Below are 20,919 nucleotides of genomic sequence, written 5' to 3' on the forward strand. Positions count from 1 at the left end.
TAGATAAACATTTACTTAAAGGGATTTTTCTATGTCTAGAACAAATAATTCATATTCAAATGAGTTGAAATTAGAGGTTGTACAAGCCTATTTAAAAGACAATGAGCGTATGCAAAAAATGGCGGATCGTTATGAAATCCGTAATATTTCTCAAGTGAAAGCTTGGATTAAGAAATACAAAGAAGTAGGATCAATACAAGCTTTTGAACGCCTACTTATCCAGATCGTTATCACATTATCGAAGAAATGAAAAATCGCTACTCCATTACTTGGCTCACTGAAATGGCAAAAGCACAACGATCGGGTTATTATAAGTGGCTTAAAAATGGCAAGGTATCATTACATACACAAGATGATCTCCTTTTAAAGGAGCAAATTTCAACGATACATCAAACACATAAAATGTATGGATACCCTCATATGAAAATTGCTTTACGAGATAAGGATTTCATGTAAATCATAAGAAAGTTTATCGATTAATGTCTGAGTGGAGTATTCAATCAATTATCCGTAAAAAGCGTAGAGTTTGGGGAAATCATATATCACGTGTATTTGATAACGTTTTAGGGCGTCAATTTAAAGAGCGTGTAGATCCTTTAAACGAATAAATGCTTTTTTTGAAGAAAAAAGCGGCTATGTTATCGCGAATCCAAGAGTTTGGATAGATGGTAAACAAAAGAGAATATGGAGATGGATTAAGCGCGCTGTTTAGCGTGCTTTTTTAATTTAAATAAGGATTTTATGAAAATAAGGAAATATAAACTATTATATATGATAAAATAGGCATTGTTATTTTACTTTTTAAGGAGATTATAATAGTTATTAAGTTTTATGGTGTTAGCATTCAGAGGTTTAGAAAACACTTTGATCCTACAATTAAATTAGACAAATATACCTTCTTATAAAAATGAATAATGTAGATGAAATAATAATTACAGGTGAGTTTAGAAATTGCCCGGTGGAATATTCTAGTTGGAGAGATTTCAAAGGAAGAATTTTTGAATACCTCAAAGAAGATAGTGACAATAAGGGGGTAAGTTTCAAATATAGAAAACTTATTCAAGAGGGCAAATGTTAAAATTGAAATACTAGAAAACACTAAATTTATTAATCCAATTTATGAAGATTGTGAAAATATTAAATGCTTCTACTGTTTCAGAAACAGCCTTTGTTATGTTTGAAGTCGTTTGTGGTGACTTAATTCTACGAAGAAAAGGTCTTCCTTTTCTATATCTTTAGTTATTACACAAAATATTTTATACGCTCAATTATTATGTAGTAGAAAACAATTAAAAAGGAATGGTATACAATGAATAATAAAGAAATATTAGAAGCAAGGTTAGATCAAATAGTTAATACATTAGAATCAGTAGAAAAAATTATTGACAATTTAGATTTTGGAATTCCTGAAAAAGCCAGACAAATAGTTTTAAAGATGATGAAATCAGATGAAATAAATGAGATTATAACAGGTATCAAAGAAAAAAGACCACCAAGATTGGTATTAATGGGACGTACAGGTGTTGGGAAAAGTAGCTTGATAAATGCTGTTTTTGGTAAATATTTTGCAAAAACAAGTGCGATAGAAGTAGGAACGAAAGTTTATGAAAAGTACAATTTTGAATCGAATGGTGAAGTGGTTTTTGAAATTATTGATACTCGAGGGATTAAAGAATCTATACAAGTCAAAGATACTTCAGCAGAAGACGACTTAAAAAAAGTTATAGAAGAGTTTGAACCAGATGCATTTTTATTATTAACTAATGGTGCAGATAGATCTACTTTAAAGGAAGACTCTCTTTATTTAAAGGAGATTTACGCATATCTTGAAATTGAAGTTCCATTAGTTACTGTAATCAATAGAATTGATGATATAGAGCCATCACGAATAAAAGAGCCAGACAGTTATACTGAGAAGAAAAAAGCTAATATAATAATTAAAGAGGAACAAGTTCGTAAAGTACTTGAAGAAGTAGGAATACATGATTCATTTATCATTCCAGTTTCATCTTATATTGAATGGAATCATGAAGAACCTGAAAAATTAAGTCCAGAAGAACAGAGTCAATTAACTATTGAATTTGATGGGCGCTATAATATCGATACACTAGTAAATTTTTTAGAAGAGAATATGGATTTTCGGGCAGCAGTCTATCTAATGCTTACCGATAAAATTGAAATAGCGATTAAAAAAATTGCCAATAGAATGGTGAAATCATTCTCAATGGCTAGTGCAGCAGTTGCTGTAACTCCTATACCACTTAGTGATATCACTATTTTAATACCAATTCAAATTATAGAAGTTACAATAATTGCATATTTAAACGGTGAAAAAATTAATGGGAAAATTGCTAGAGAATTCATCTTTTCTGTAGGAGGGGTCGCTGCTTTAGGTGTAGCGCTTCGCATGATTGCACAACAAGGGACCAAACTATTAAATCTTGTAGTACCAGTTTCAGGTTCGGCCATTAGCAGTGCAATAGCATATTCTGGTACATATGCTGTTGGACAGGCTGCAATAGCACATTATATAGATAGAAAAACAACTGATGAGGCAAAAGATGTTTTACAACAATCAAAAAAAGAAGCGAAGGATGAGTTTGAAGGGAAATAGTTGTCCTTATTATTTGAAGCATGTTAAGGTGATTTAAATACAATTCTAACTTAATTAGAAATATATAAATAAGTAAAACCTTATTAATTCCTTTGTGAGAGCAATTTTAAATGGTCAGAAAACCCTTGTAAACGTTGATATTGAAGGATTTTGTAACTTGGTGGACTGAACAACCGCCGGCTCCATAGTACGAAATCAACTGATTTCATAGAGTGTCAAAATCCTTGATAGATAAGGATTTTGGCACTTTTTTAATTTCATGGGATTTATTCACCTGTAGTTAAAAGGCTCTTTGTCAAATGACGTCGGTGAAGATATTCAACTAAATAAAAGAGCCGACTAATTTGAGCGAGTTGCGTTTCATTTGTGAAACATGGCTCGCTCTTTTGAGTTTGAAGTGAATGAAATACGATTTCGATAGTTAAAGAAGTTCCGTTAACCATAAGCAATGCAGTTTAATACTTTAATTTTATTGTTGATCTATTCAACTCTTCCGTTGTTAAATGAATAGATAAAACTATTTTTAATCGAACTTAAATGATGTTTGAGTTATTAGAGATTCTTAATTTTAAAAAGGCAGTACGTGTTTCGAGTTGCGTGGAAATTTTAGAATTTGATGTGACTAAATAACAGCGCGATGGTTGTTTTTAACTTTGTCATTGAAAAATGTTTTTTCAGGTGAAGAATTAGATGGAAGTTTAAAAGAAATGGCAAAAGGTTTTCGAAGATTGATGATGTATAAAAAGTGAAGAGCAAGAAAAAGAATACAAATCAAGAGACGGTGAAATGTTCAGTGAAATATGTAGATTATTTAACAGGAAATTTGAAGAATGCAATGGAAAAAGCTTTATCTGTTTCATACAATTTTGTAAAATGGGCTAAAGAGCAAGATGTAAAAGATTTGGATCAGTTGAAGAGAGCGCATTGTAAAAACTACATAGAACAAAAAAAGTGAAGGTGTTTCTACAGGGCGTTATCTTACTTATACTTCTGAAAATATTTTACTCGATAATATATTTATAATTTTATTTTGTATTTAAAAAAGAGGCGGAAAAACAAGGAAAGTTGGATAAAAAAAGGAGATTTTATTTATATGGAATCATTTATTAGAGTTTTTAAATCAAGAGATTTAGAGCTATTTGAATTTTTAAGAAATCGTAATGTTGTTAGTTATATAGTTATTGAGGATACTAGAAAACCACTTTCTCATGAAGATAAAAAAATAGATCCTTTTTGTTATATGAATGAAGAAGATATTGATGAAATTTTAAATGTTTTTAAAATTTCATTTGTCAGTGATTTGGAATTAAATGAAGAAGATAGTTTATTTTTGAAGAACTTTTTCAACGATTTATTAAATATTACAAATTTAACAACTATGATTTTTAAAAACTTTGTTGTTAAAGATTTATATGATAATGAATTTAGAGTGGATACAATTCCTTTTTTTAAAAGGTTATTAGAGTGTGTAAAATCAGATGTGAATTTGAATGAAAATGAAATTAATGATTCGAGTTGGATGTATTTATCACAAGATTGATTAAATAAATTGAAACAATACATCCACGATACAAAAAAAGCCAAAGAAATAGAAATACTTTTTTATTTTTAACTTTGCAACAGAACGATATTATCATTAGATTTGGAATAATTTTACTGATATAATGGGTATTATTTATTTATTCAACATAGTGTAATTTATAATTAGAAAAAGGGGTGTTGGAATGATCGAAGTGTTTATTTTATTAGCTGGACTTTCTTTTTTAATGGGTGTTCTTTTATTATTTTCAACGGAATTTATTACAGCTTTTTTAGAAACAGCACATGGTGTAGGTATTAATGTTATAGAAAGTTATGGTTTTTCGAGTTATCCAATGTATTGTTTTGTTTTAGGTGTATTATTTTTGGTTTCGATATTTTTTGTTAAATTATTCAAAAAAAAATACTGACTTACTAAGTGTATATGTTGAAGTTAATGAAAACGAAAAAATTTATTCATCAGAGTCAGCTGAATTATTAGAATTAACATCAAAAGCGTACGAAGATTTATATTATGAATCAGATAAAGATGAAACGAATAGTGGTATTGAAGAAGATGATCAACCGTTAATTACACCAAGAGATTCATTCTGTCCTTGGTTAGTATTTGTTCTTACAACAAATACTTCATATGATATTAGTTGTACGACATCTTCTTGTTCATTGGGGCATGGCGTTATGTATAGTAAATCTATAGAAGTTGCCCATAGTATAGCTACGAATTCTGAAAAGGCTCTTATAAAATCTGCTTTAAATATTCGTTATATAAACTCATTTATTTTTCATCTGACAAGTATTTTAAAAAGACTATGCAGAAATAGGTGGTCTTTTTATTGCGATTTACCGTTGACACCTACAATATTAAAAAAGCTTTCATTATTATTTAAAAAATTTAGTACATACGTATAATTCGTCAACTTCACTAATTTCAGAAGCTAAAATTTTAAACGCTGATCCATCAGCACGGATTTTTCCCTCTCAAGTCTTTGCACGTACTATTAATTTAGCAGGCTTTTTAAACCCACCTAATACTTTAATGATTTTTACTACTGCAAATAGATTAGATGCAATAACCATGATCAAGCCGTTGCACATGCACCAATAGCAACTCAATCAGAATCTGCTAAAACAGGGAAAGCTATATCATCATTAAAATCGACAGTTTGAATTAATGTATGATCAACAATTTTATATTTTGTAGGAACTTTTTTGCCGTTATCATCTGTTGCCTATGCTTTACCAGAAACACTTTGAATAACATTATTTTCATCAACAAGAGTATCTTTAAAATAATCCTATGATGTTACTAATTTATGACCTTCAGATAAATTTAAATCAAATTTACCTTCTTTATACTCAATTAAAATATTTTTATCATTTTCATTCGTATTTTATGAAAAAACCAATTTATGTTATCACTTCCAATGATATAAAATTAATATTTTTAAATAAAAAAGAACCTTTTGTTTTTAAAGGAGGAATTTAATATGTCAAAATATACTAGTCTAATAATAGCAATAACAATAACATTATTTTTACTTAACAAAATTACTAGTATATTATTTTTAATAATTTTTATTCCATCATCGATTTTTATGTTAATATTCGGGATTTTAGAATTAAAAAAAGCTTTTAAAAGTGATGATGAAATAAAAAAACATGCACTAGAAATAAAAAATAGAAATAAAAATAATACCCAAAAGCATAATTAAAAAGAGCTGGGGACAGAACAAAAATAGTATGTTTCCCATACGAATAATCAAATCAATTGAACGCGCAGAAAACGACTCCTGCGGGAATAGCATGAGCTGAAAACCCCACAGGAACGCAGTGACGAGGCGTTTGAAGCCATGTCCGCGGAAAGCATTTTTCGGAGCGGAAATTGATTGTATTCTTCAATGGACAATTCTCTCAATATATTTCTTTGTTTTGGGTGTTTTCACCATCACTTCAATTTCAAAAACATGATTATTGTAAACCTGATAAAGGTATAAATTTATTTGCTGGAAAAGAAAACAGACATATAGAAGTTGGATGTCTAAAGGAACACATACCTACATTTTAAAAATGTAAAAGAGCTACTTAGGTAATGGGGTTTGAAAAATAGAAGTTAACGAAAAAGGATATGAAACATATATGGGTAAGACACCATCCTAAATAGTAGACAGATTGTAAGAGAATAGACGTTATTTATTCTAAATTATCAATAAAAGATAGAGAAAATATAGCCTGTAATGTTGCTAAGTAAAGGAGTTAATGATGAAAATAGACACTTATATTTATATTGAAGATGAAGATGAATTTGTTAGTCTAGATGAAAAAGAGAGGATAAAAGATTTTATAAAACGAAAAAAAGATTTTATGGAAGATGGATTTTTAAATCTAGATGGAACGATTACATTTAGAAATGGGGAAAATGGAGAAATTGTTGAATTTGAAGAAGCAGATGAGATATCCCCCCTATGGAGTTATTATAAAAATGCTTTAAAAGACTATTTAAAAGAAGGGTATGGGGAAGTTTATTATCCGAATAGTCCATTAGAAATAAAATTCGAAGCAAGCTCAAATAGAGAATTAATATTATCTCTAGAAAACCAAATTCTAGTTTGTAACAAAACGGAATTTTTAAATGAGTTCTATAATGCAGGAAATAAATTTGTTGACCTGATTAATTATTTAAGTGATGGAAAATATGAATCTGATTTAAAAGAGGCATTATTATCTATAAAAAATGAAATGAAAGCTAATGAATGAACAAGAGCCAATGGATTAATTTCCAAAGGCTCTTGTTGTTTCTTTCTTTCTGTTCCCATACAAAATCTATTCTAGCTGTCATTTCGTTCACTTCACTCTCTTTAAACTAGATTGGCAACAGTAAACTGAAAAGAGGGTTACAACTTAAATTCCATGGGCATTAAATAATGCAAAGATCCATGAATACGGATGTTATTAGACCAATGAACGTAATCATTCATTTCAACTTCCAGTTGCTCCAGAGTAGAAAAGTGCGATGTGGACTGACTCAGTAGCACACTCCTTTTCATTATTGAACTTAGTTTACAACCCCTGATTTATTCTGTCTAACTTCGTGTAGCCTATTCAATGTAATCGATTCTTACCTATATGATGAAAATGGTTTGCGCTTAATAAAAATAGTTGGAAATAAAACATACGAATATTTCTATAATGATCAATCTTGATATATGAAAAATTTAAAATAATTGGGAAACGTTATTAGAGGTGGAATAATAACACGCCCCTTGGAATGGTTGTTGAGGGGAATGGAGTAATTAAAACATACCAACTGGTGATTGCGAATGCGGAAATACATGAAGCGCTAGATATTCTACCGGATCGTCGCAAAGATACGATTAACGAAAGGGAATTCTGGTATGTCGATCGATATTTTGGAATATCTGAAGAATTGAAGCAGGCATATAAACTAAAAGAGGCCTATTGCGAATGGTTTGATTGGGCTAAAACAATTGAAGATGTAGCAGAAGTGAAACGGAGATTAGAAGCCTTTTACCGTAAGATAGAAGTAGCGTAGGTTCCAGCATTTTTAAAAGCGATTAAAACACTTGAAAACTGGCAAGTAGAGATCCTCAGTAGTTTTCTTTTTCCTTATTCTAATGGCTTTTTGGAGGAAATCAATAATAAAAAAAGTGATGAAGCGCAATGCCTATTCTGGCTTTGGACGCTTCAATCACTTTAAAGTAAAAAAATTATTACATATTGAGTATGAAAAATCGGTGTTCATTTAGGATGAGGGGGATAGGCAAAGCACATCACCCCATCATTTTTTAAACCCATTTATTTTGGAAGTCGACGATGGAGTTGTATTCATCGTTTAGTAGACGGGAAAGGCGAATGAAGATCGGTGTTAGGTCGTTGTAGATGGCAACATTTTCTTTGATGGGTTCATGATGGTATGTGCCGCCAACCCATTCAGAGACGATGGAGAAGTCTTCAATTTCGCCGGTTGCGTAAAGACCAAGTACAACTGCGCCAAGACATGAGCTCTCGTAGCTTTCTGGTACGGTTACGGGTTGGTTGAAAATGTCGGCCATCATTTGACGCCAAAGTTCTGAACGAGCAAAGCCACCTGTTGCTTGAATTTTCTGTGGTACACCGATTAGCTCTTCCAATGCTAATAAAACGGTATACAGATTTAAGATTACACCTTCCAAGACGGCACGAATCATATGCTCACGTTTATGGTGCAAGCCAAGTCCAAAAAAGGAACCACGTGCATTGGCATTCCATAATGGTGCACGTTCACCGGCTAAGTAAGGGTGGAATAACAAGCCATCCGCTCCAGGCTTAACGCGGTCAGCAATTTTTGTTAGTACTTCATATGGGTCGATGCCAAGTCGTTTGGCGGCTTCAACTTCTGATGGAGCTAGTTCGTCACGAACCCAGCGTAAGGTCATCCCGCCATTGTTGACAGGACCACCAACAACATAGTGATCTTCCGTCAGGACATAACAGAAAATACGACCTTTTGGATCGGTAAGTGGTTTATCTGTCACGGTACGAATTGCACCACTTGTCCCGATTGTGACAGCTACAACACCCGGATCAATCGCATTTACGCCTAGGTTGGATAGTACGCCGTCATTTGCACCAATGATAAATGGTGTTGTTGCGGGAATCCCTAGTTTATCAGCTATTTCTTCGCTCAATCCTGTGATTGATGTAGTAGTCGGGACAAGTTTTGATAATTGTTCAGCTGTTATGCCGGCAATTTTCAGGGCTTCCGCATCCCAATCTTTTGTTTCTAGATTGAACAAACCTGTTGCAGAGGCAATGGAGTGATCGACAATATATTCACCGAATAGATTGTAGAAAACATACTCCTTGATGCCAATAAATTTGGCAGTACGTGCAAAAATGTCAGGTTCATCATGTTGTAACCAAGTGATTTTCGCTAATGGTGACATAGGATGAATGGGTGTACCCGTACGCATATAGACAGTTTGACCATATGTTTCTTTAATCTGGTCGGCCCATTTCACTGCGCGGCTATCTGCCCATGTAATGCATTTTGTAATAGGTGTATCAAAGGCATCAATAGCGATGACACTGTGCATGGCAGCACTAAATGATACGAATTGTAATGTAGTGACATCATAACCTTCTAAGGATACGGCCGCTTTAATACTTTTTTTTACGGCTTTTAGAATGTCATCTGGCTCCTGTTCTGCTACTGCAGGTGTAGGGCTAAGCAATGGGTAGTTTACGCGTCCTGTGTTTAAAACTTCCCCTTTATTATTAAATAATAACGCTTTTGTACCGGTAGTTCCGATGTCAACGCCTAAATAAGTAGATATGATAAACCTCTCCTCGGAAAATTAATTTTATAATTATATATTATTAACGAAAAATTATTTCTATGTTTATTTTACATAAAGAGCAAGCAATATGAAAGTGTTTGCAACACGATATATAGTAGATTCTTATTAAAAATGAAAAAATATTTCTCAAAAACATTTGAAATAAGAAAATTTATTTCGTATAATATAAATATGAAAGTGCTTACAATAACTGGAGGTGCATTATGGATCCATATTTATTAATTATAACAATTTTATCAATTGTTCTTGTAATCGTTGGTGTCTCCGTTTTCAAATGGCATGCATTCATTAGTTTAACGGTTGCGAGTCTATTTTTAGCAATTTTTGCTAAAATGGATTTCACTCAAATTGTTAAATCTTTTGAAACAGGTGTCGGCGGACAATTGGGTCACTTAATCGGTATTTTAGCGTTAGGTACGATGTTAGGTAAGCTATTAGCAGAATCCGGCGCAGGATTGAAAATCGCTAATTTCTTTATTAAAGTGTTTGGCGAAAAAAAATTACCCTGGGCAATGTTTGCATCAGGATTTATTGTAGGTATACCCGTATTCTTTGAAGTAGGTATTTTAATTTTATTACCACTTATTATTTCAATACAACAATCAACTAAGAAAAATATCTTAGTCATTGGTTTGCCAGCAATTGCTGGGTTATCAATCGTACATGGTCTTGTACCACCACATCCAGGTGCTGTAGCAGCAATTGGTATTTATGGAGCAGATATCGGTACTGTACTACTTTATTCATTAATTATTGCGATTCCTGCCGGTATTTTAGGCGGACCTATTTTTGCAAAATTAATTACAAAAGTAGTGAAACCAAAAGGTGAGCCGGATTTATTAAAAGCAAAAAGTACATTGGATGATGGCATTACAGCTCCGAGTACATTCACCTCATTTTTCATTATTTTATTGCCAGTTATTTTAATGGTAATTGGTACATTGAAAACACAAATTACGAGCAATGAAACAGTCCAACATATTCTACAATTTATTGGAGAACCATTAATTGCATTGTTAGTGGCAGTATTTGCAGCAACGTACTTACTTGGTTATATGCGTGGACGTGATCGTAAAACAGTTAAACTATTCCTGGAAGATTGTCTAATGCCAATTGGTTCAATCGCGCTTATTATTGGAGCTGGTTCAGGATACAAACAAATCCTCATCGATTCAGGTGTCGGAACAATGATTGGTAATATGGCACAAGATATGTCATTATCTCCATTGATCTTAGCCTTTTTAATCGCAGGTCTAATACGTGTTGCTACAGGCTCAGCAACAGTGGCATTAACAACTGCTGCTGGTATTATTGCACCAATCGTAGCGACGATGCCAGATGTAAACTTAGCCTTGTTAGTAATTGTAACGGGCGCTGGTTCTTTAATGCTGTCCCATGTCAATGATGCTGGTTTCTGGATGGTCAAAGAGTACTTAGGTTTAACATTAAATGAAACATTTAAAACATGGACATTGCTAGAAACGATTCTGTCATTCACAGCGTTTGGTATGGCAATGTTCCTCAATTCAATTCTTTAATATAAAAAGGGGCGAACGCTAGTTGTTCACCCCTCAACTTGTTATTACTGTCTTGTTTTCGAAATGGCTTTGCGAATATTTTGTAAGACAGTGTCACTTTGTTCTTTATTTTTAACCATTAAGTTCACATAGAGTGCATCAATAATGCTTAATTGTGCAATGCGTGATGCCAATGCTTCTGAGCGATATTCTGTTTCTTCGGAAGAAGTCAGCAAAGTAATATCTGCTTTTGTCGCAATAGGGGAACGTGGGAAGCTTGTAATCGCAATTGTTTTAGCACCTGCTTCTTTTGCAGTCATCAAAATTTGTAAGGTATCTTTATTTTTACCAGAGTGTGAGATAATCACCGCGATATCATCTTTCGTTAGTTGGGAAGCGGACATCAGTTGAAAATGCGAATCAATAAAAGCAAATGCTGGTTTATTTGTACGCATGAATTTATGATAGCCGTCCATGGCAATAATTGCAGAACCACCTAAACCAAAAAAGTAGATTCTTTTTGAGTCGTTTAGTGCATTTATCGCGACGGTCATCGTATCTTGCGTTAGTAAAGTGAGTGTATTTTGTAGCGTTTGAATGTTTGATTGGAACACTTTTTGGGCAATTGTGAATTCATCATCTTGTTCAGAAATTTCATCGTGAATGGATTGAATCGGTTTTTTTTCCTTTGCTAATGCAATTTTCAAATCTTGGAAGCCATTGTATCCAATGCGTTTGCAAAAACGGAAAATCGTTGCATCTGCAACGGCTAATTGTGTCGCAACTTCACTAATTGTCATATGAACGACTTGTTGATCATTGGCGGTAATATAGTCAGCAATGAGCTGATCCGTTTTACTTAAACGGGGATATGTAGATTGAATTTTACGAAACGTAGAATGAGGCATAGTAAAACTCCTTTATTGTGCTTAATAAAAAAATTATAACACTTATCACAATGTAGGGTGATAAAAGAAAGAAGGAATTAGAATGCAAGTAGGATTAATCGGTTTAGGGAAAATGGGCTTCAACTTAGGATTGAATTTAATGAAACATACGCATACAGTTAACGCCTTTGATGTAAATGAACAAGCGGTGACAAACTTTAAAGAACAAGGCGGTCAAGGTTTTACTTCGATGCAAGAAGTTGTGGAAGCATTACCAACTCCGCGCATTGTCTGGTTAATGGTCCCATCAGGTGATATTACAAAATCAACAGTTGCAGAAATTACGCAATATCTTGAAGCGGGTGATATTCTGATTGATGGTGGTAACTCACATTACAAAGAATCAATCGCATTTGCACAACAGTTAAAAGAAGAAAAAGGCATTCACTTTATGGACATCGGTACTTCAGGCGGTACAGAGGGTGCATTAAATGGTGCATGTATGATGGTCGGCGGCGACAAAGAAGCATTCAATCACATCGAACCATTCATCAAAGAGATTTGTGTGGAGCATGGCTATGTCTACGCTGGTGAAGCAGGTAGCGGTCACTTCTTAAAAATGATTCACAATGGTATTGAATACGGCATGATGCAATCAATCGCAGAAGGCTTTGAAGTACTAGAAAAAAGCCCATACGATTTCGATTATGAGCAGGTCGCACAAGTTTGGAATAATGGTTCGGTAATCCGTTCATGGTTAATGGAATTAACACAAAATGCTTTCTCTAAAGATTCAAAACTTGAAGGAATTCGTGGTGTTATGAATTCATCAGGTGAGGGTAAATGGACTGTCGAAACCGCTTTAGAATTAGAAGCGCCAGTACCAGTTACAACACTTGCTCTCATGATGCGTTATCGTTCTCAAGAAGACGATACATTCACCGGCAAAGTAGTTGCTGCACTTCGTAATGAATTCGGTGGCCACGCAGTCGTTAAAAAATAATAGAATCTTTTCAAAACCGTATGTAAACAATTTGTTTATATACGGTTTTTTTTATTATTATTTAGGTTTTATACGATTTGTTGTGGTATGTAATGCAAAAAGCACAATGCCACCAAGTCATTTATATTTGAATTGCTGAGAAAAAAGTCGCCCAAAAGGAAATAACTGAATCGCCGGCGGGTAGAAAATGATTGCCTATATAATATCAGAACAATTTAGAACACAGCGCATCGTTTTGCTCAAATGAATTATGAACAACTATCTGTAAGGATGGCTATTTAACAGCTAAACGGCCTGTTGTGGTCTTGTTACCGTTCGCTAGTATCTAGATAAGTGGTCGCCTATGCATTAAAAGCTTTTTATATAATAATCGCTAATCCTTTTGAATACATGACAAATCGCTTAAAATAGATGCATCCACACTTTTTTCACAGATTTATTGCCTAACTGATACGAATAAGGTCATAGTCTTTTTAGAATAGAGGCCTCTTCATTAGGGTATTTTACTAATATAGAAAAATACAGCTAAAAAAGAATATAGTCTTATAGAGTGGGTTTTTATATAAAAGAACAAATGATAGTGTAAGATAAGAGGAGTGAACAGAATGAAACAATTTCAAACGATTGTAGATGGTTATTTGTTTAATGGATACATGGTAGGGAATGACAAGAAACCGGTTCTAGTTTGCTGTCATGGTTTGACGAATGATGCGTATAGTTTTATTCCATTAGTGGCATATTTGAAGGATGATTTTCACTTATTGTTGATTGATGGACCTGGGCATGGTCAGTCAGCAGCATTTGAACAGGAAGAGGAATATGATTTTTCTATTTTAGTAAAAAGGATAAAACAGGTCGTTGAACAAATTACGCCGGAACCATTTTACATAATGGGCCATTCATGGGGAGCAGATCTAGCTTTACATATGGCAAAACAATATCCTGAAAAAACACGTGGCCTTCTTTTGGTGGATGGTGGATACGTGTTTCCGACCTTTTTTACAGCGACGGAAGAAGAAACATTGACAAGTTGGAAGTCTTTTGTAGAAGGTAGTGTATACTCTTCTTGGCAAGCGATTCGAAAGGACTTCCAAGGTTATACGACACGCAAATGGGATGTAGAGCTAGATGAAGCGATTCGAAGTACCCTAATCCAAAAAAATGGTCAGTACGTATTAAAATCTGATGTTACAAGTGTCTTGGCAATAATGAAAGCTTTTTATAAAGTACCTTGTACGACGACCTATGCGAGTATTAAATGTCCTGTAATTTTATTTCACGGTACGGTTCCCGCTGGTAATCAAGCGATTGCAGCAGGTTTAAAAAATATTAGCAATGAATTGTCGGACTTAAAAATAATTGGTTTAGCAAATACACAACATTACCCGCACTGGGACTATCCTCAATTGGTCGCACAGGAAATACGCATATGGGAAAAACATATTGACATATCGTGAAAAAACGATATAATAATATTTATGAACTTGACATATCGGCAAATGACGATATAATACGAGTATGAAACCAATTGATATTTTTAAAGCACTATCGAATGAAACAAGGTTGCAAATAGTAGAGTGGTTAAAAGAGCCGGAAAAACATTTTCCACCTAGTCAAGATATTAATGACTTTGAAAATGTAGGTGTATGTGTCACACAGTTTCATGAGAAGCTAAATGTTACACAATCGACTGCTTCACAGCATCTAGCCATTTTAAATCGTGCAGGTCTTGTTACGACAAGCCGTCGCGGAAAATGGACATACTATAAGAGAAATGAAGAAACATTTCAGCAACTGAAAGAATTAGTTGAGCATGATTTATAGGTGGTAAATCATGTGCGCTCATTCTTTTGTTTTTTGGCTCATCACATCGTTAAAACGCAATATGACGAATTGTATATTTTTTTACATTATCACATCGTCATTTCGGAATATGTCTAAATATTTTAAGGAGGTGACAGACACACTTAATTGGTCGATGCACTAATAAAATAAAGTAGTTTTAAACTACTACTATAAAAGAGGCGTTATATACAATGGCAAAAACAACAAGATCTTTACTCATTGAAGCATCACCTGACGCAGTTTGGGAATTGATTGGCGGCTTTGATTCTTTACCTCAGTGGTTACCTTATATTCCAAGTAGTGAGGTGACAAAGGGTGGACGTATCAGACATTTAGCTAATCCAGATGGTCATGTTATTATCGAGCAATTAGAAGTTTTCGATAATGCAGCTCGCACCTATTCTTACTCGATTTTACAAGCGCCATTTCCTGTCACAAACTATTTAGCCACACTTCAAGTACATGAAGTTGCAGGTGAAAAAAATACATCTTTAGTGGAATGGTCGGGTAAGTTTACACCAATTCATAATGCGACGGATGAAGAAGTAATAGCTTTATTTAATGGTATATTTTCAGATGGTTTAAAAGCGATTAAAGCAGCATTTTTATGTAAAAATTCATACTAAACAAATAAGAATAGGGAGTTTTTAAAATGAGAGAATTATTAACAGGTAAATTAGGATTTGGCACAGCACCATTGGGTAATATGTATCGTAGTATTTCAGAAGAAGAAGTTTTTGCAACAGTAGATGCGGCTTGGGATAACGGGATTCGTTACTTTGACTCTGCACCCTTTTATGGTGCGGGATTGGCTGAAAGTCGCCTAGGAGAAGCCCTAGCAAAACGTAATCGTGATGAATACCTGTTAAGCACAAAAGTAGGGCGTATTATTTTAGATGAATTAGAAGATCCTTCAACAAGAGATTTAGGTGAAAAAGGTGGACTTTTTGAATTTGGTCGCACCAATAAAATAATCAACGATTACAGTGCGGATGCAACATTGCGTTCAATTGAAGAGAGTTTGACACGTTTAAAAACAGATCATTTAGATTTTGTCTATGTACATGATATTGCACAGGATTTTTATGGTGATGCGTGGATTGCTCAATTTGAAACAGCCCGCAACGGTGCATTTAAAGTGTTAGCCAAATTACGTGAAGAAGGAGTGATTAAAGGCTGGGGTTTGGGTGTCAATAAAACGGAGCCTGTCGAATTATTATTAGATTTAGAAGAAGTAAAACCAGATGTTACATTGTTAGCAGGGCGTTATACGTTATTAGATCATGATTATGCCCTACAACGCTTGATGCCTAAAGCCTATAAAAATAATGTAGATATTGTAGTTGGCGGTCCCTACAGTTCAGGTATCCTGGCTGGTGGTACGCATTTTGAATATCAAAAAGCATCGCCTGAAATTATTGCAAAAGTAAATAAAATAAAATCGATTACAGATCGTCATGGTATTAGTATCAAATCGGCAGCATTACAATTCTCATTAGCAAATCCTGCTGTAGCTGCAGTTATTCCAGGTGCTAGTAAACCACAACGATTAATTGAAGATAAAGCAGCATTGAATACGGTTATTCCAACAGCATTTTGGCAAGAAATGCGCGATGAAAACTTAATATCTGAGCATGCACCACTACCTACTAAATAAATGAAAACCTACAGGCAAAAGAAGATATGCGTTTGATTTACTAAATCATCCATCGTATATTCTTTTTTAGCCTATAGGCAGTACATAATAATCTGTTATTTTTCAAGAAGACTTTTGCTAATAGAAAACCTAGCGATTATAATAATAGAATAAAGATTTTGAAGGAGAGTATAAAATGAATACACGTTATAAAATTACAAGACTTGATGAAGCGGGACAGCCAACAATTACGCTAGAAGAAAGCTTATTATTTTTCGCTACGCAGCCTGATTTTATTTACAATGATTCATTTATTGTAAATAAAGATGATGTACAAATGAAAATAACAGGTCATTTCTTCATGTGGCAAATTGATGAAGTGCAAGTACCATTCCGCTTTTTCGATGGTGAGCTGTTCGTAGCCATTTCGCATCCGGCTATTTTAGCGCGTGCACATGATATAACTGCTGCTCTTGAAGCGACTATGGTAGAAGGCTAATAACATGGGACGTTAAGAGGAGTGACTTACCTATTTGTGGGGAACCTTATACGCTGTCAATCGTATAATACAAAAGGAGTGAGGAACTATGGGTTTATTTAGTGGTATATTAGGCAATGCGACAACGCAGTCAAACGACGCGATTGCTAAAGAATTGGCAGATGTCTTGATTATCAATGAAGAGGTAGATTTATCATTCAAATTGATTCGAGATCTCATCGTTTTTACAAATAAACGATTAATCATTATTGACAAACAAGGTATGACAGGTAAAAAGGTAGAATATCGTTCGATTCCTTACAAATCTATTTCCCGCTTCAGTGTAGAAACAACGGGGCATTTTGATTTAGAATCAGAATTGAAAATATGGATTTCCAGTGGCGAACTACCAGCAGAACAATTAATGTTCCGTAAAGATGCTAATATTATCAACGTACAAAAAGCGTTGGCAACAGCTATACTTTAAGCGAAAGAGCCTGAGACAAACGTATTTTCAACAGAGAAAAGCCCGTATGATTTTTCGAAATCATACGGGCTTTTTCATTTCAATCCATTTCGGCTTCGAAAAATGCTTTCCGTGGACATGGCTTCAAACACCTCGTCACTGCGTTCCTATTGCTTTGATTATTCGTATGTGAGACATACTATTTTTGTTCTGTACCAGGCTCTTTTTTTGTGATTTCACATGTATAAATTATTGATTTTCTGCTAACTTCAATCAATAAAATATGAAATATTGCTAAAATTATCTATTTTTCATCATAATTTTTAATTAAGCATGATAATAGTAATTTTCTTATATAATCAAGTATGTTGAATGAATAGTTAGTTTATAATTATCGGTATAAATGGAAGGTGGAAATCAGATGATACAGAATAAAAATAGAATGAAAATAGTAGTTTTATCTATAATTTGTTTACTAGCTACTTTTACTATGACTAACAATGACACTTTTGCAAAATCAGAGATAGTGGGTCAAGCTAAATCAACTACAATCAGTTTAAATGGAATTAATAATAAAATGATACCAGTTTTTAGTAATAATACAATTTATATGTCATTAGATGATGTTGGTTATCTATTGAATATGAACTACAAGTGGGATGCTAAAAAGAAAATTGTGAAATTTACAACTAGCAAAACACAGGTTTCAAAAAAGAAAACTATTGTCAATTCAAATCAAAAAATTAAAGGCATAAAATCCGAGACAACTATAAATTTAATGAATAAAAATTTACCATTAAAAAATGAGAATGGCGGTAAATTAACGCCCTTTTTATTCAATAAAAAACTTTTTATCCCTCTCCAACCAGTTGCTAATTCATATGGTGCGGGCGTAAAATGGGATGTTCAAAAGAAACAAATTTTTGTAGTTAATCAACTGGCCTTAAAAGGCGATAAAGGTGATAAAGGCGATTCAGGAACACCAGGGCTTCAAGGGATAAAAGGCGATAAAGGCGATTCAGGAGCAATAGGGCCTCAAGGGATAAAAGGTGATAAAGGCGATTCAGGAACACCAGGGCTTCAAGGGATAAAAGGCGATAAAGGTGATTCAGGAGCAATAGGGCCTCAAGGAATAAAAGGCGATAAAGGTGATTCAGGAGTAGCAGGACCAACAGGACCAACAGGACCAACAGGAGCAGCAGGACCAACAGGACCAGCAGGACCAAAAGGAGAGGCAGCTGCGATAAAATATGCAAATGTGAATCATATTATACTTGCCAATGATGTTAATACTAGTACGAATATTGACAATAAATACCGCTTCGATCTGACTTTAGACACTAAAAACGTTGATGCTGAATTTTTTTCTGGCAACAGAGATGAATTGACAATTAAAGAAGATGGCGTCTACTATATTTCTTATAACGTAGCTTTTGATCGCCCAGTTGGTTACGCATCTGAATTCCAAATTGATGGAATGAAAGATGAGTTGTTTTCAGTAGAAACAGACGCTACACAAAATAATTTAGCGACAAGCGGTATATTAATTTTTAAGAAGGGGACTAAGATAAAACATCAACTTAACGTCACGCTAAAAGGTTTTGCAATTGCTAAAGATACAGTAATGAAGTATAATCTTACAATTATTAAAATTAGATAATTCCTAAAATTAAAAATAGAAATGAGGTTATTTAGATGGATATTCGTTTTCCGATTGGTCAGTTAGAAGTACCAGAAGTGGTGACGCTAGATGATGTTCAGCTTTGGTTGCAAGAGACCGCTAGTTATGCGACTCGATTACGACTTGTAGTGGATGGGTTGTCAGATGAACAATTAGCTAAAACGTATCGTGATGGCAGTTGGACGGTACGTCAATTAGTCCATCATATTGCAGATTCTCAATTGAATATGTATCAGCGTTTAAAGCTTGCGTTAACGGAGGATCAGCCAGTAGTTCCTGCATTTTTAGAGGAGGTTTGGGCGATTCAACCAGATACAAAATTGCCGGTAGAAAGTTCTGTGAAAATGCTAGAAGGAATTAATGAACGAATAGTGGCGCTTGGTAAGTCTCTAACGGCAGAACAATTAAAACGAAGCTTCATCCATCAAGTAAATGGTGAAATTGCTGTATCAACAAAGCTTGCAAAATTAGCTTGGCATGAAGAACATCATTTAGCGCATATTGAAAATGCCTTAGCCCAATAAAAATGAGCAGCCCATAGCGGTTGCTCATTTTTACATTAACATGTTAGGAGTTGTATGATGAAATCCATATTTCAAGCCAATGATGCACAGGATATGATAAGGCGAATCCAGCAATTAAATGAAAAAAGTGAGCGACAGTGGGGCAAAATGACAGTTGCTCAAATGATGGCCCACTGTACATCATTTCAGGCGATTCCAATGAGAGAGGCCTACCCAACTAGAAGTAATATAGGACGGCTTGTCGGTCGATTGATCAAGCCAATGATGTATAATGATAAGCCACTACCACATAATTTGTCGACCATTCCAACAATTATAATCACTGAAGAATGCAATTTGGAAAGTGAACGACAAGTGCTTATTGCAAAAATAATTACTTTTCAGCAAGCGGGCCCTCAAAATTGTTCAATGCATCCACACCCTTTTTTCGGAAAACTGACAGCTGAGCAATGGGGAATGGGTATTTATAAACATCTAGATCATCATTTACAACAATTTAATGTGCAGGTGCATCTTCATAAGCTTCTTTATATGATGAAAAAAATTCAATTGAGAACAGTTATCAATAAGTGTATACTAAAGATAGCGCAATCATTTGAAGGGGGAATCATCATGCAAATTTATTGGACGAAAATCAATAAAATTATTGAAGAAACACCAGAGGTAAAAACATATTTACTGGATTGTCCAGAGGGCTTCACATGGGAAGAGGGTTCTCATACACATTTTGCATTGGAGGGCTTTAATGTTGGAGACAAACCTAATCGTAATTTAATACGTCATATGTCAATCTCAACAGTACCACAGGAAAAATCGATTGGTATTACAACGAGAATAAAAGAACAATGTTCCGAATTTAAAGCAACCTTAAGCAATTTGGCAGTTGGAGAAAAAGTGGCTATTTTTAAAACGCACTCAAATATTCCATTGAAACGCCAAAATAAAAATGTCTATTTATTATCATCAGGCGTTGGATTGGCTACATTTAGACCCCTAGTGTTAGCTTATTTAGCGAATGCTCAATATGTTACACAACTCCATTCCTTAAATATTGATTCCTCTCAAAATTACTTATTCTTGGATCTTTTCATGACGAATAAAGAGAAGAAATTCACTGTGCAATTTGTCGATCAACGTCAAACCTACTATGAAGAAGTCAGTAAATTAGCAGCTGATACGCAAGGTCATTTCTATATTGTCGGGAGCGATGACTTTCTCAAACAAACGATTGAAGTTCTACGCACTTTAGGCATTTCACCACAACAAATAATGATCGATAAACATGAACAGTCACGTGACATATTATTGCCTACAACGCCTACTACATAGGCATAAAAAAAGTGAGAATCCGCATACAGGATTCTCACTTTTT

25 protein-coding genes and 3 pseudogenes are annotated in these 20,919 nt (G+C 34.1%); 25 read left to right on the forward strand and 3 right to left on the reverse strand.

Annotation, left to right across the window (positions count from 1 at the left end; genetic code table 11):
- The first annotated feature begins 31 nt into the window (after positions 1 to 31).
- The 11 genes and pseudogenes from DEX24_RS12000 (at position 32) to DEX24_RS12045 (ending at position 6,907) form a co-directional block, all read left to right on the forward strand.
- Complete coding sequence (locus tag DEX24_RS12000) at positions 32 to 250, forward strand: helix-turn-helix domain-containing protein (protein ID WP_109306651.1); 219 nt, start codon at positions 32 to 34, stop codon at positions 248 to 250.
- The gene (locus DEX24_RS12005) at positions 247 to 456 is read left to right on the forward strand and encodes a hypothetical protein (RefSeq protein WP_109306652.1); all 210 of its coding nucleotides are present in this window, start codon (positions 247 to 249) and stop codon (positions 454 to 456) included. The genes DEX24_RS12000 and DEX24_RS12005 overlap by 4 nt, the downstream gene beginning before the upstream one ends.
- A 23-nt stretch (positions 457 to 479) precedes the next feature.
- Positions 480 to 608 carry a hypothetical protein gene (locus DEX24_RS17855; RefSeq protein ID WP_373863582.1) on the forward strand — a complete coding sequence of 43 codons (129 nt, stop codon included), beginning with the start codon at positions 480 to 482 and terminating at the stop codon, positions 606 to 608.
- A gap of 701 nt (positions 609 to 1,309) precedes the next feature.
- Positions 1,310 to 2,614 carry a GTPase gene (locus tag DEX24_RS12010; protein ID WP_109306653.1) on the forward strand — a complete coding sequence of 435 codons (1,305 nt, stop codon included), beginning with the start codon at positions 1,310 to 1,312 and terminating at the stop codon, positions 2,612 to 2,614.
- A gap of 537 nt (positions 2,615 to 3,151) precedes the next feature.
- Positions 3,152 to 3,360, forward strand: a pseudogene (locus DEX24_RS17780) (protein rep); the annotation flags it as partial.
- A 47-nt stretch (positions 3,361 to 3,407) separates the two neighbouring features.
- On the forward strand, positions 3,408 to 3,569 hold the full coding sequence (locus tag DEX24_RS17240) for a hypothetical protein (RefSeq protein ID WP_170112932.1): 162 nt from the start codon (positions 3,408 to 3,410) through the stop codon (positions 3,567 to 3,569).
- A gap of 138 nt (positions 3,570 to 3,707) precedes the next feature.
- On the forward strand, positions 3,708 to 4,154 hold the full coding sequence (locus DEX24_RS12025) for a terpene synthase (protein WP_109306655.1): 447 nt from the start codon (positions 3,708 to 3,710) through the stop codon (positions 4,152 to 4,154).
- A 184-nt stretch (positions 4,155 to 4,338) separates the two neighbouring features.
- Entirely contained in the window at positions 4,339 to 4,563 is a 225-nt protein-coding gene (locus DEX24_RS12030) for a hypothetical protein (RefSeq protein WP_109306656.1), read from the forward strand.
- On the forward strand, positions 4,535 to 5,062 hold the full coding sequence (locus DEX24_RS12035; RefSeq protein WP_109306657.1) for a hypothetical protein: 528 nt from the start codon (positions 4,535 to 4,537) through the stop codon (positions 5,060 to 5,062). The genes DEX24_RS12030 and DEX24_RS12035 overlap by 29 nt, the downstream gene beginning before the upstream one ends.
- Positions 5,063 to 5,640: 578 nt before the next feature.
- Positions 5,641 to 5,865 (forward strand): hypothetical protein, encoded by a 225-nt coding sequence (locus DEX24_RS12040; protein ID WP_109306658.1) that lies wholly within the window; start codon positions 5,641 to 5,643, stop codon positions 5,863 to 5,865.
- Positions 5,866 to 6,412: 547 nt separating this feature from the next.
- Positions 6,413 to 6,907, forward strand: a complete 495-nt coding sequence (locus DEX24_RS12045; protein WP_109306659.1) for a hypothetical protein — start codon at positions 6,413 to 6,415, stop codon at positions 6,905 to 6,907.
- Between the two features lie 137 nt (positions 6,908 to 7,044).
- Here the strand turns inward: DEX24_RS12045 and DEX24_RS12050 are convergent, their stop codons facing one another.
- Positions 7,045 to 7,197 (reverse strand): IS3 family transposase, encoded by a 153-nt coding sequence (locus DEX24_RS12050; RefSeq protein ID WP_109306660.1) that lies wholly within the window; start codon positions 7,195 to 7,197, stop codon positions 7,045 to 7,047.
- A gap of 221 nt (positions 7,198 to 7,418) precedes the next feature.
- Here DEX24_RS12050 and DEX24_RS12055 point away from each other — a divergent pair, with 221 nt between their 5' ends.
- Positions 7,419 to 7,703 (forward strand): hypothetical protein, encoded by a 285-nt coding sequence (locus DEX24_RS12055; RefSeq protein ID WP_109306661.1) that lies wholly within the window; start codon positions 7,419 to 7,421, stop codon positions 7,701 to 7,703.
- Positions 7,704 to 7,718: 15 nt separating this feature from the next.
- Positions 7,719 to 7,868, forward strand: a pseudogene (locus tag DEX24_RS17860) (transposase); the annotation flags it as partial.
- Positions 7,869 to 7,956: 88 nt separating this feature from the next.
- On the opposite strand, the gene gntK reads toward DEX24_RS17860, so the two are convergent.
- On the reverse strand, positions 7,957 to 9,486 hold the full coding sequence (gene gntK / locus DEX24_RS12065; protein WP_109306662.1) for a gluconokinase: 1,530 nt from the start codon (positions 9,484 to 9,486) through the stop codon (positions 7,957 to 7,959).
- 227 nt (positions 9,487 to 9,713) lie between these two features.
- On the opposite strand from gntK, the gene DEX24_RS12070 reads away from it, so the two are divergent.
- Positions 9,714 to 11,048: a GntT/GntP/DsdX family permease gene (locus tag DEX24_RS12070; RefSeq protein WP_109306663.1), complete on the forward strand. Its 1,335-nt coding sequence runs from the start codon at positions 9,714 to 9,716 to the stop codon at positions 11,046 to 11,048.
- Positions 11,049 to 11,092: 44 nt separating this feature from the next.
- On the opposite strand, the gene DEX24_RS12075 is transcribed toward DEX24_RS12070, so the two are convergent.
- The gene (locus tag DEX24_RS12075; RefSeq protein ID WP_109306664.1) at positions 11,093 to 11,935 is read right to left on the reverse strand and encodes a MurR/RpiR family transcriptional regulator; all 843 of its coding nucleotides are present in this window, start codon (positions 11,933 to 11,935) and stop codon (positions 11,093 to 11,095) included.
- 82 nt (positions 11,936 to 12,017) lie between these two features.
- On the opposite strand from DEX24_RS12075, the gene gnd reads away from it, so the two are divergent.
- The 11 genes and pseudogenes from gnd (at position 12,018) to DEX24_RS12130 (ending at position 20,876) form a co-directional block, all read left to right on the forward strand.
- On the forward strand, positions 12,018 to 12,917 hold the full coding sequence (gnd, locus tag DEX24_RS12080; protein WP_109306665.1) for a phosphogluconate dehydrogenase (NAD(+)-dependent, decarboxylating): 900 nt from the start codon (positions 12,018 to 12,020) through the stop codon (positions 12,915 to 12,917).
- A gap of 605 nt (positions 12,918 to 13,522) precedes the next feature.
- On the forward strand, positions 13,523 to 14,374 hold the full coding sequence (locus tag DEX24_RS12085) for an alpha/beta hydrolase (protein ID WP_109306666.1): 852 nt from the start codon (positions 13,523 to 13,525) through the stop codon (positions 14,372 to 14,374).
- Positions 14,375 to 14,435: 61 nt separating this feature from the next.
- Complete coding sequence (locus tag DEX24_RS12090; RefSeq protein ID WP_109306667.1) at positions 14,436 to 14,741, forward strand: ArsR/SmtB family transcription factor; 306 nt, start codon at positions 14,436 to 14,438, stop codon at positions 14,739 to 14,741.
- 212 nt (positions 14,742 to 14,953) lie between these two features.
- Positions 14,954 to 15,388: an SRPBCC family protein gene (locus DEX24_RS12095; RefSeq protein WP_109306668.1), complete on the forward strand. Its 435-nt coding sequence runs from the start codon at positions 14,954 to 14,956 to the stop codon at positions 15,386 to 15,388.
- 26 nt (positions 15,389 to 15,414) lie between these two features.
- The gene (locus DEX24_RS12100; protein ID WP_109306669.1) at positions 15,415 to 16,419 is read left to right on the forward strand and encodes an aldo/keto reductase; all 1,005 of its coding nucleotides are present in this window, start codon (positions 15,415 to 15,417) and stop codon (positions 16,417 to 16,419) included.
- 175 nt (positions 16,420 to 16,594) lie between these two features.
- Positions 16,595 to 16,897: an excinuclease gene (locus tag DEX24_RS12105; protein ID WP_109306670.1), complete on the forward strand. Its 303-nt coding sequence runs from the start codon at positions 16,595 to 16,597 to the stop codon at positions 16,895 to 16,897.
- 88 nt (positions 16,898 to 16,985) lie between these two features.
- Positions 16,986 to 17,363 (forward strand): PH domain-containing protein, encoded by a 378-nt coding sequence (locus tag DEX24_RS12110; protein WP_109306671.1) that lies wholly within the window; start codon positions 16,986 to 16,988, stop codon positions 17,361 to 17,363.
- Positions 17,364 to 17,763: 400 nt separating this feature from the next.
- Positions 17,764 to 19,002 carry a stalk domain-containing protein gene (locus tag DEX24_RS12115; RefSeq protein ID WP_211310121.1) on the forward strand — a complete coding sequence of 413 codons (1,239 nt, stop codon included), beginning with the start codon at positions 17,764 to 17,766 and terminating at the stop codon, positions 19,000 to 19,002.
- 35 nt (positions 19,003 to 19,037) lie between these two features.
- On the forward strand, positions 19,038 to 19,547 hold the full coding sequence (locus DEX24_RS12120; protein ID WP_109306672.1) for a YfiT family bacillithiol transferase: 510 nt from the start codon (positions 19,038 to 19,040) through the stop codon (positions 19,545 to 19,547).
- A 57-nt stretch (positions 19,548 to 19,604) separates the two neighbouring features.
- A pseudogene (locus DEX24_RS12125) lies at positions 19,605 to 20,036 on the forward strand (DUF1569 domain-containing protein); the annotation flags it as partial.
- Positions 20,037 to 20,159: 123 nt separating this feature from the next.
- Positions 20,160 to 20,876, forward strand: coding sequence for a dihydropteridine reductase (locus DEX24_RS12130; RefSeq protein WP_109306710.1), 717 nt, complete (start codon positions 20,160 to 20,162; stop codon positions 20,874 to 20,876).
- Positions 20,877 to 20,919: the final 43 nt, after the last annotated feature.

This window comes from Kurthia sibirica, assembly GCF_003143975.1.
GTDB classification, from domain to species: domain Bacteria; phylum Bacillota; class Bacilli; order Bacillales_A; family Planococcaceae; genus Kurthia; species Kurthia sibirica.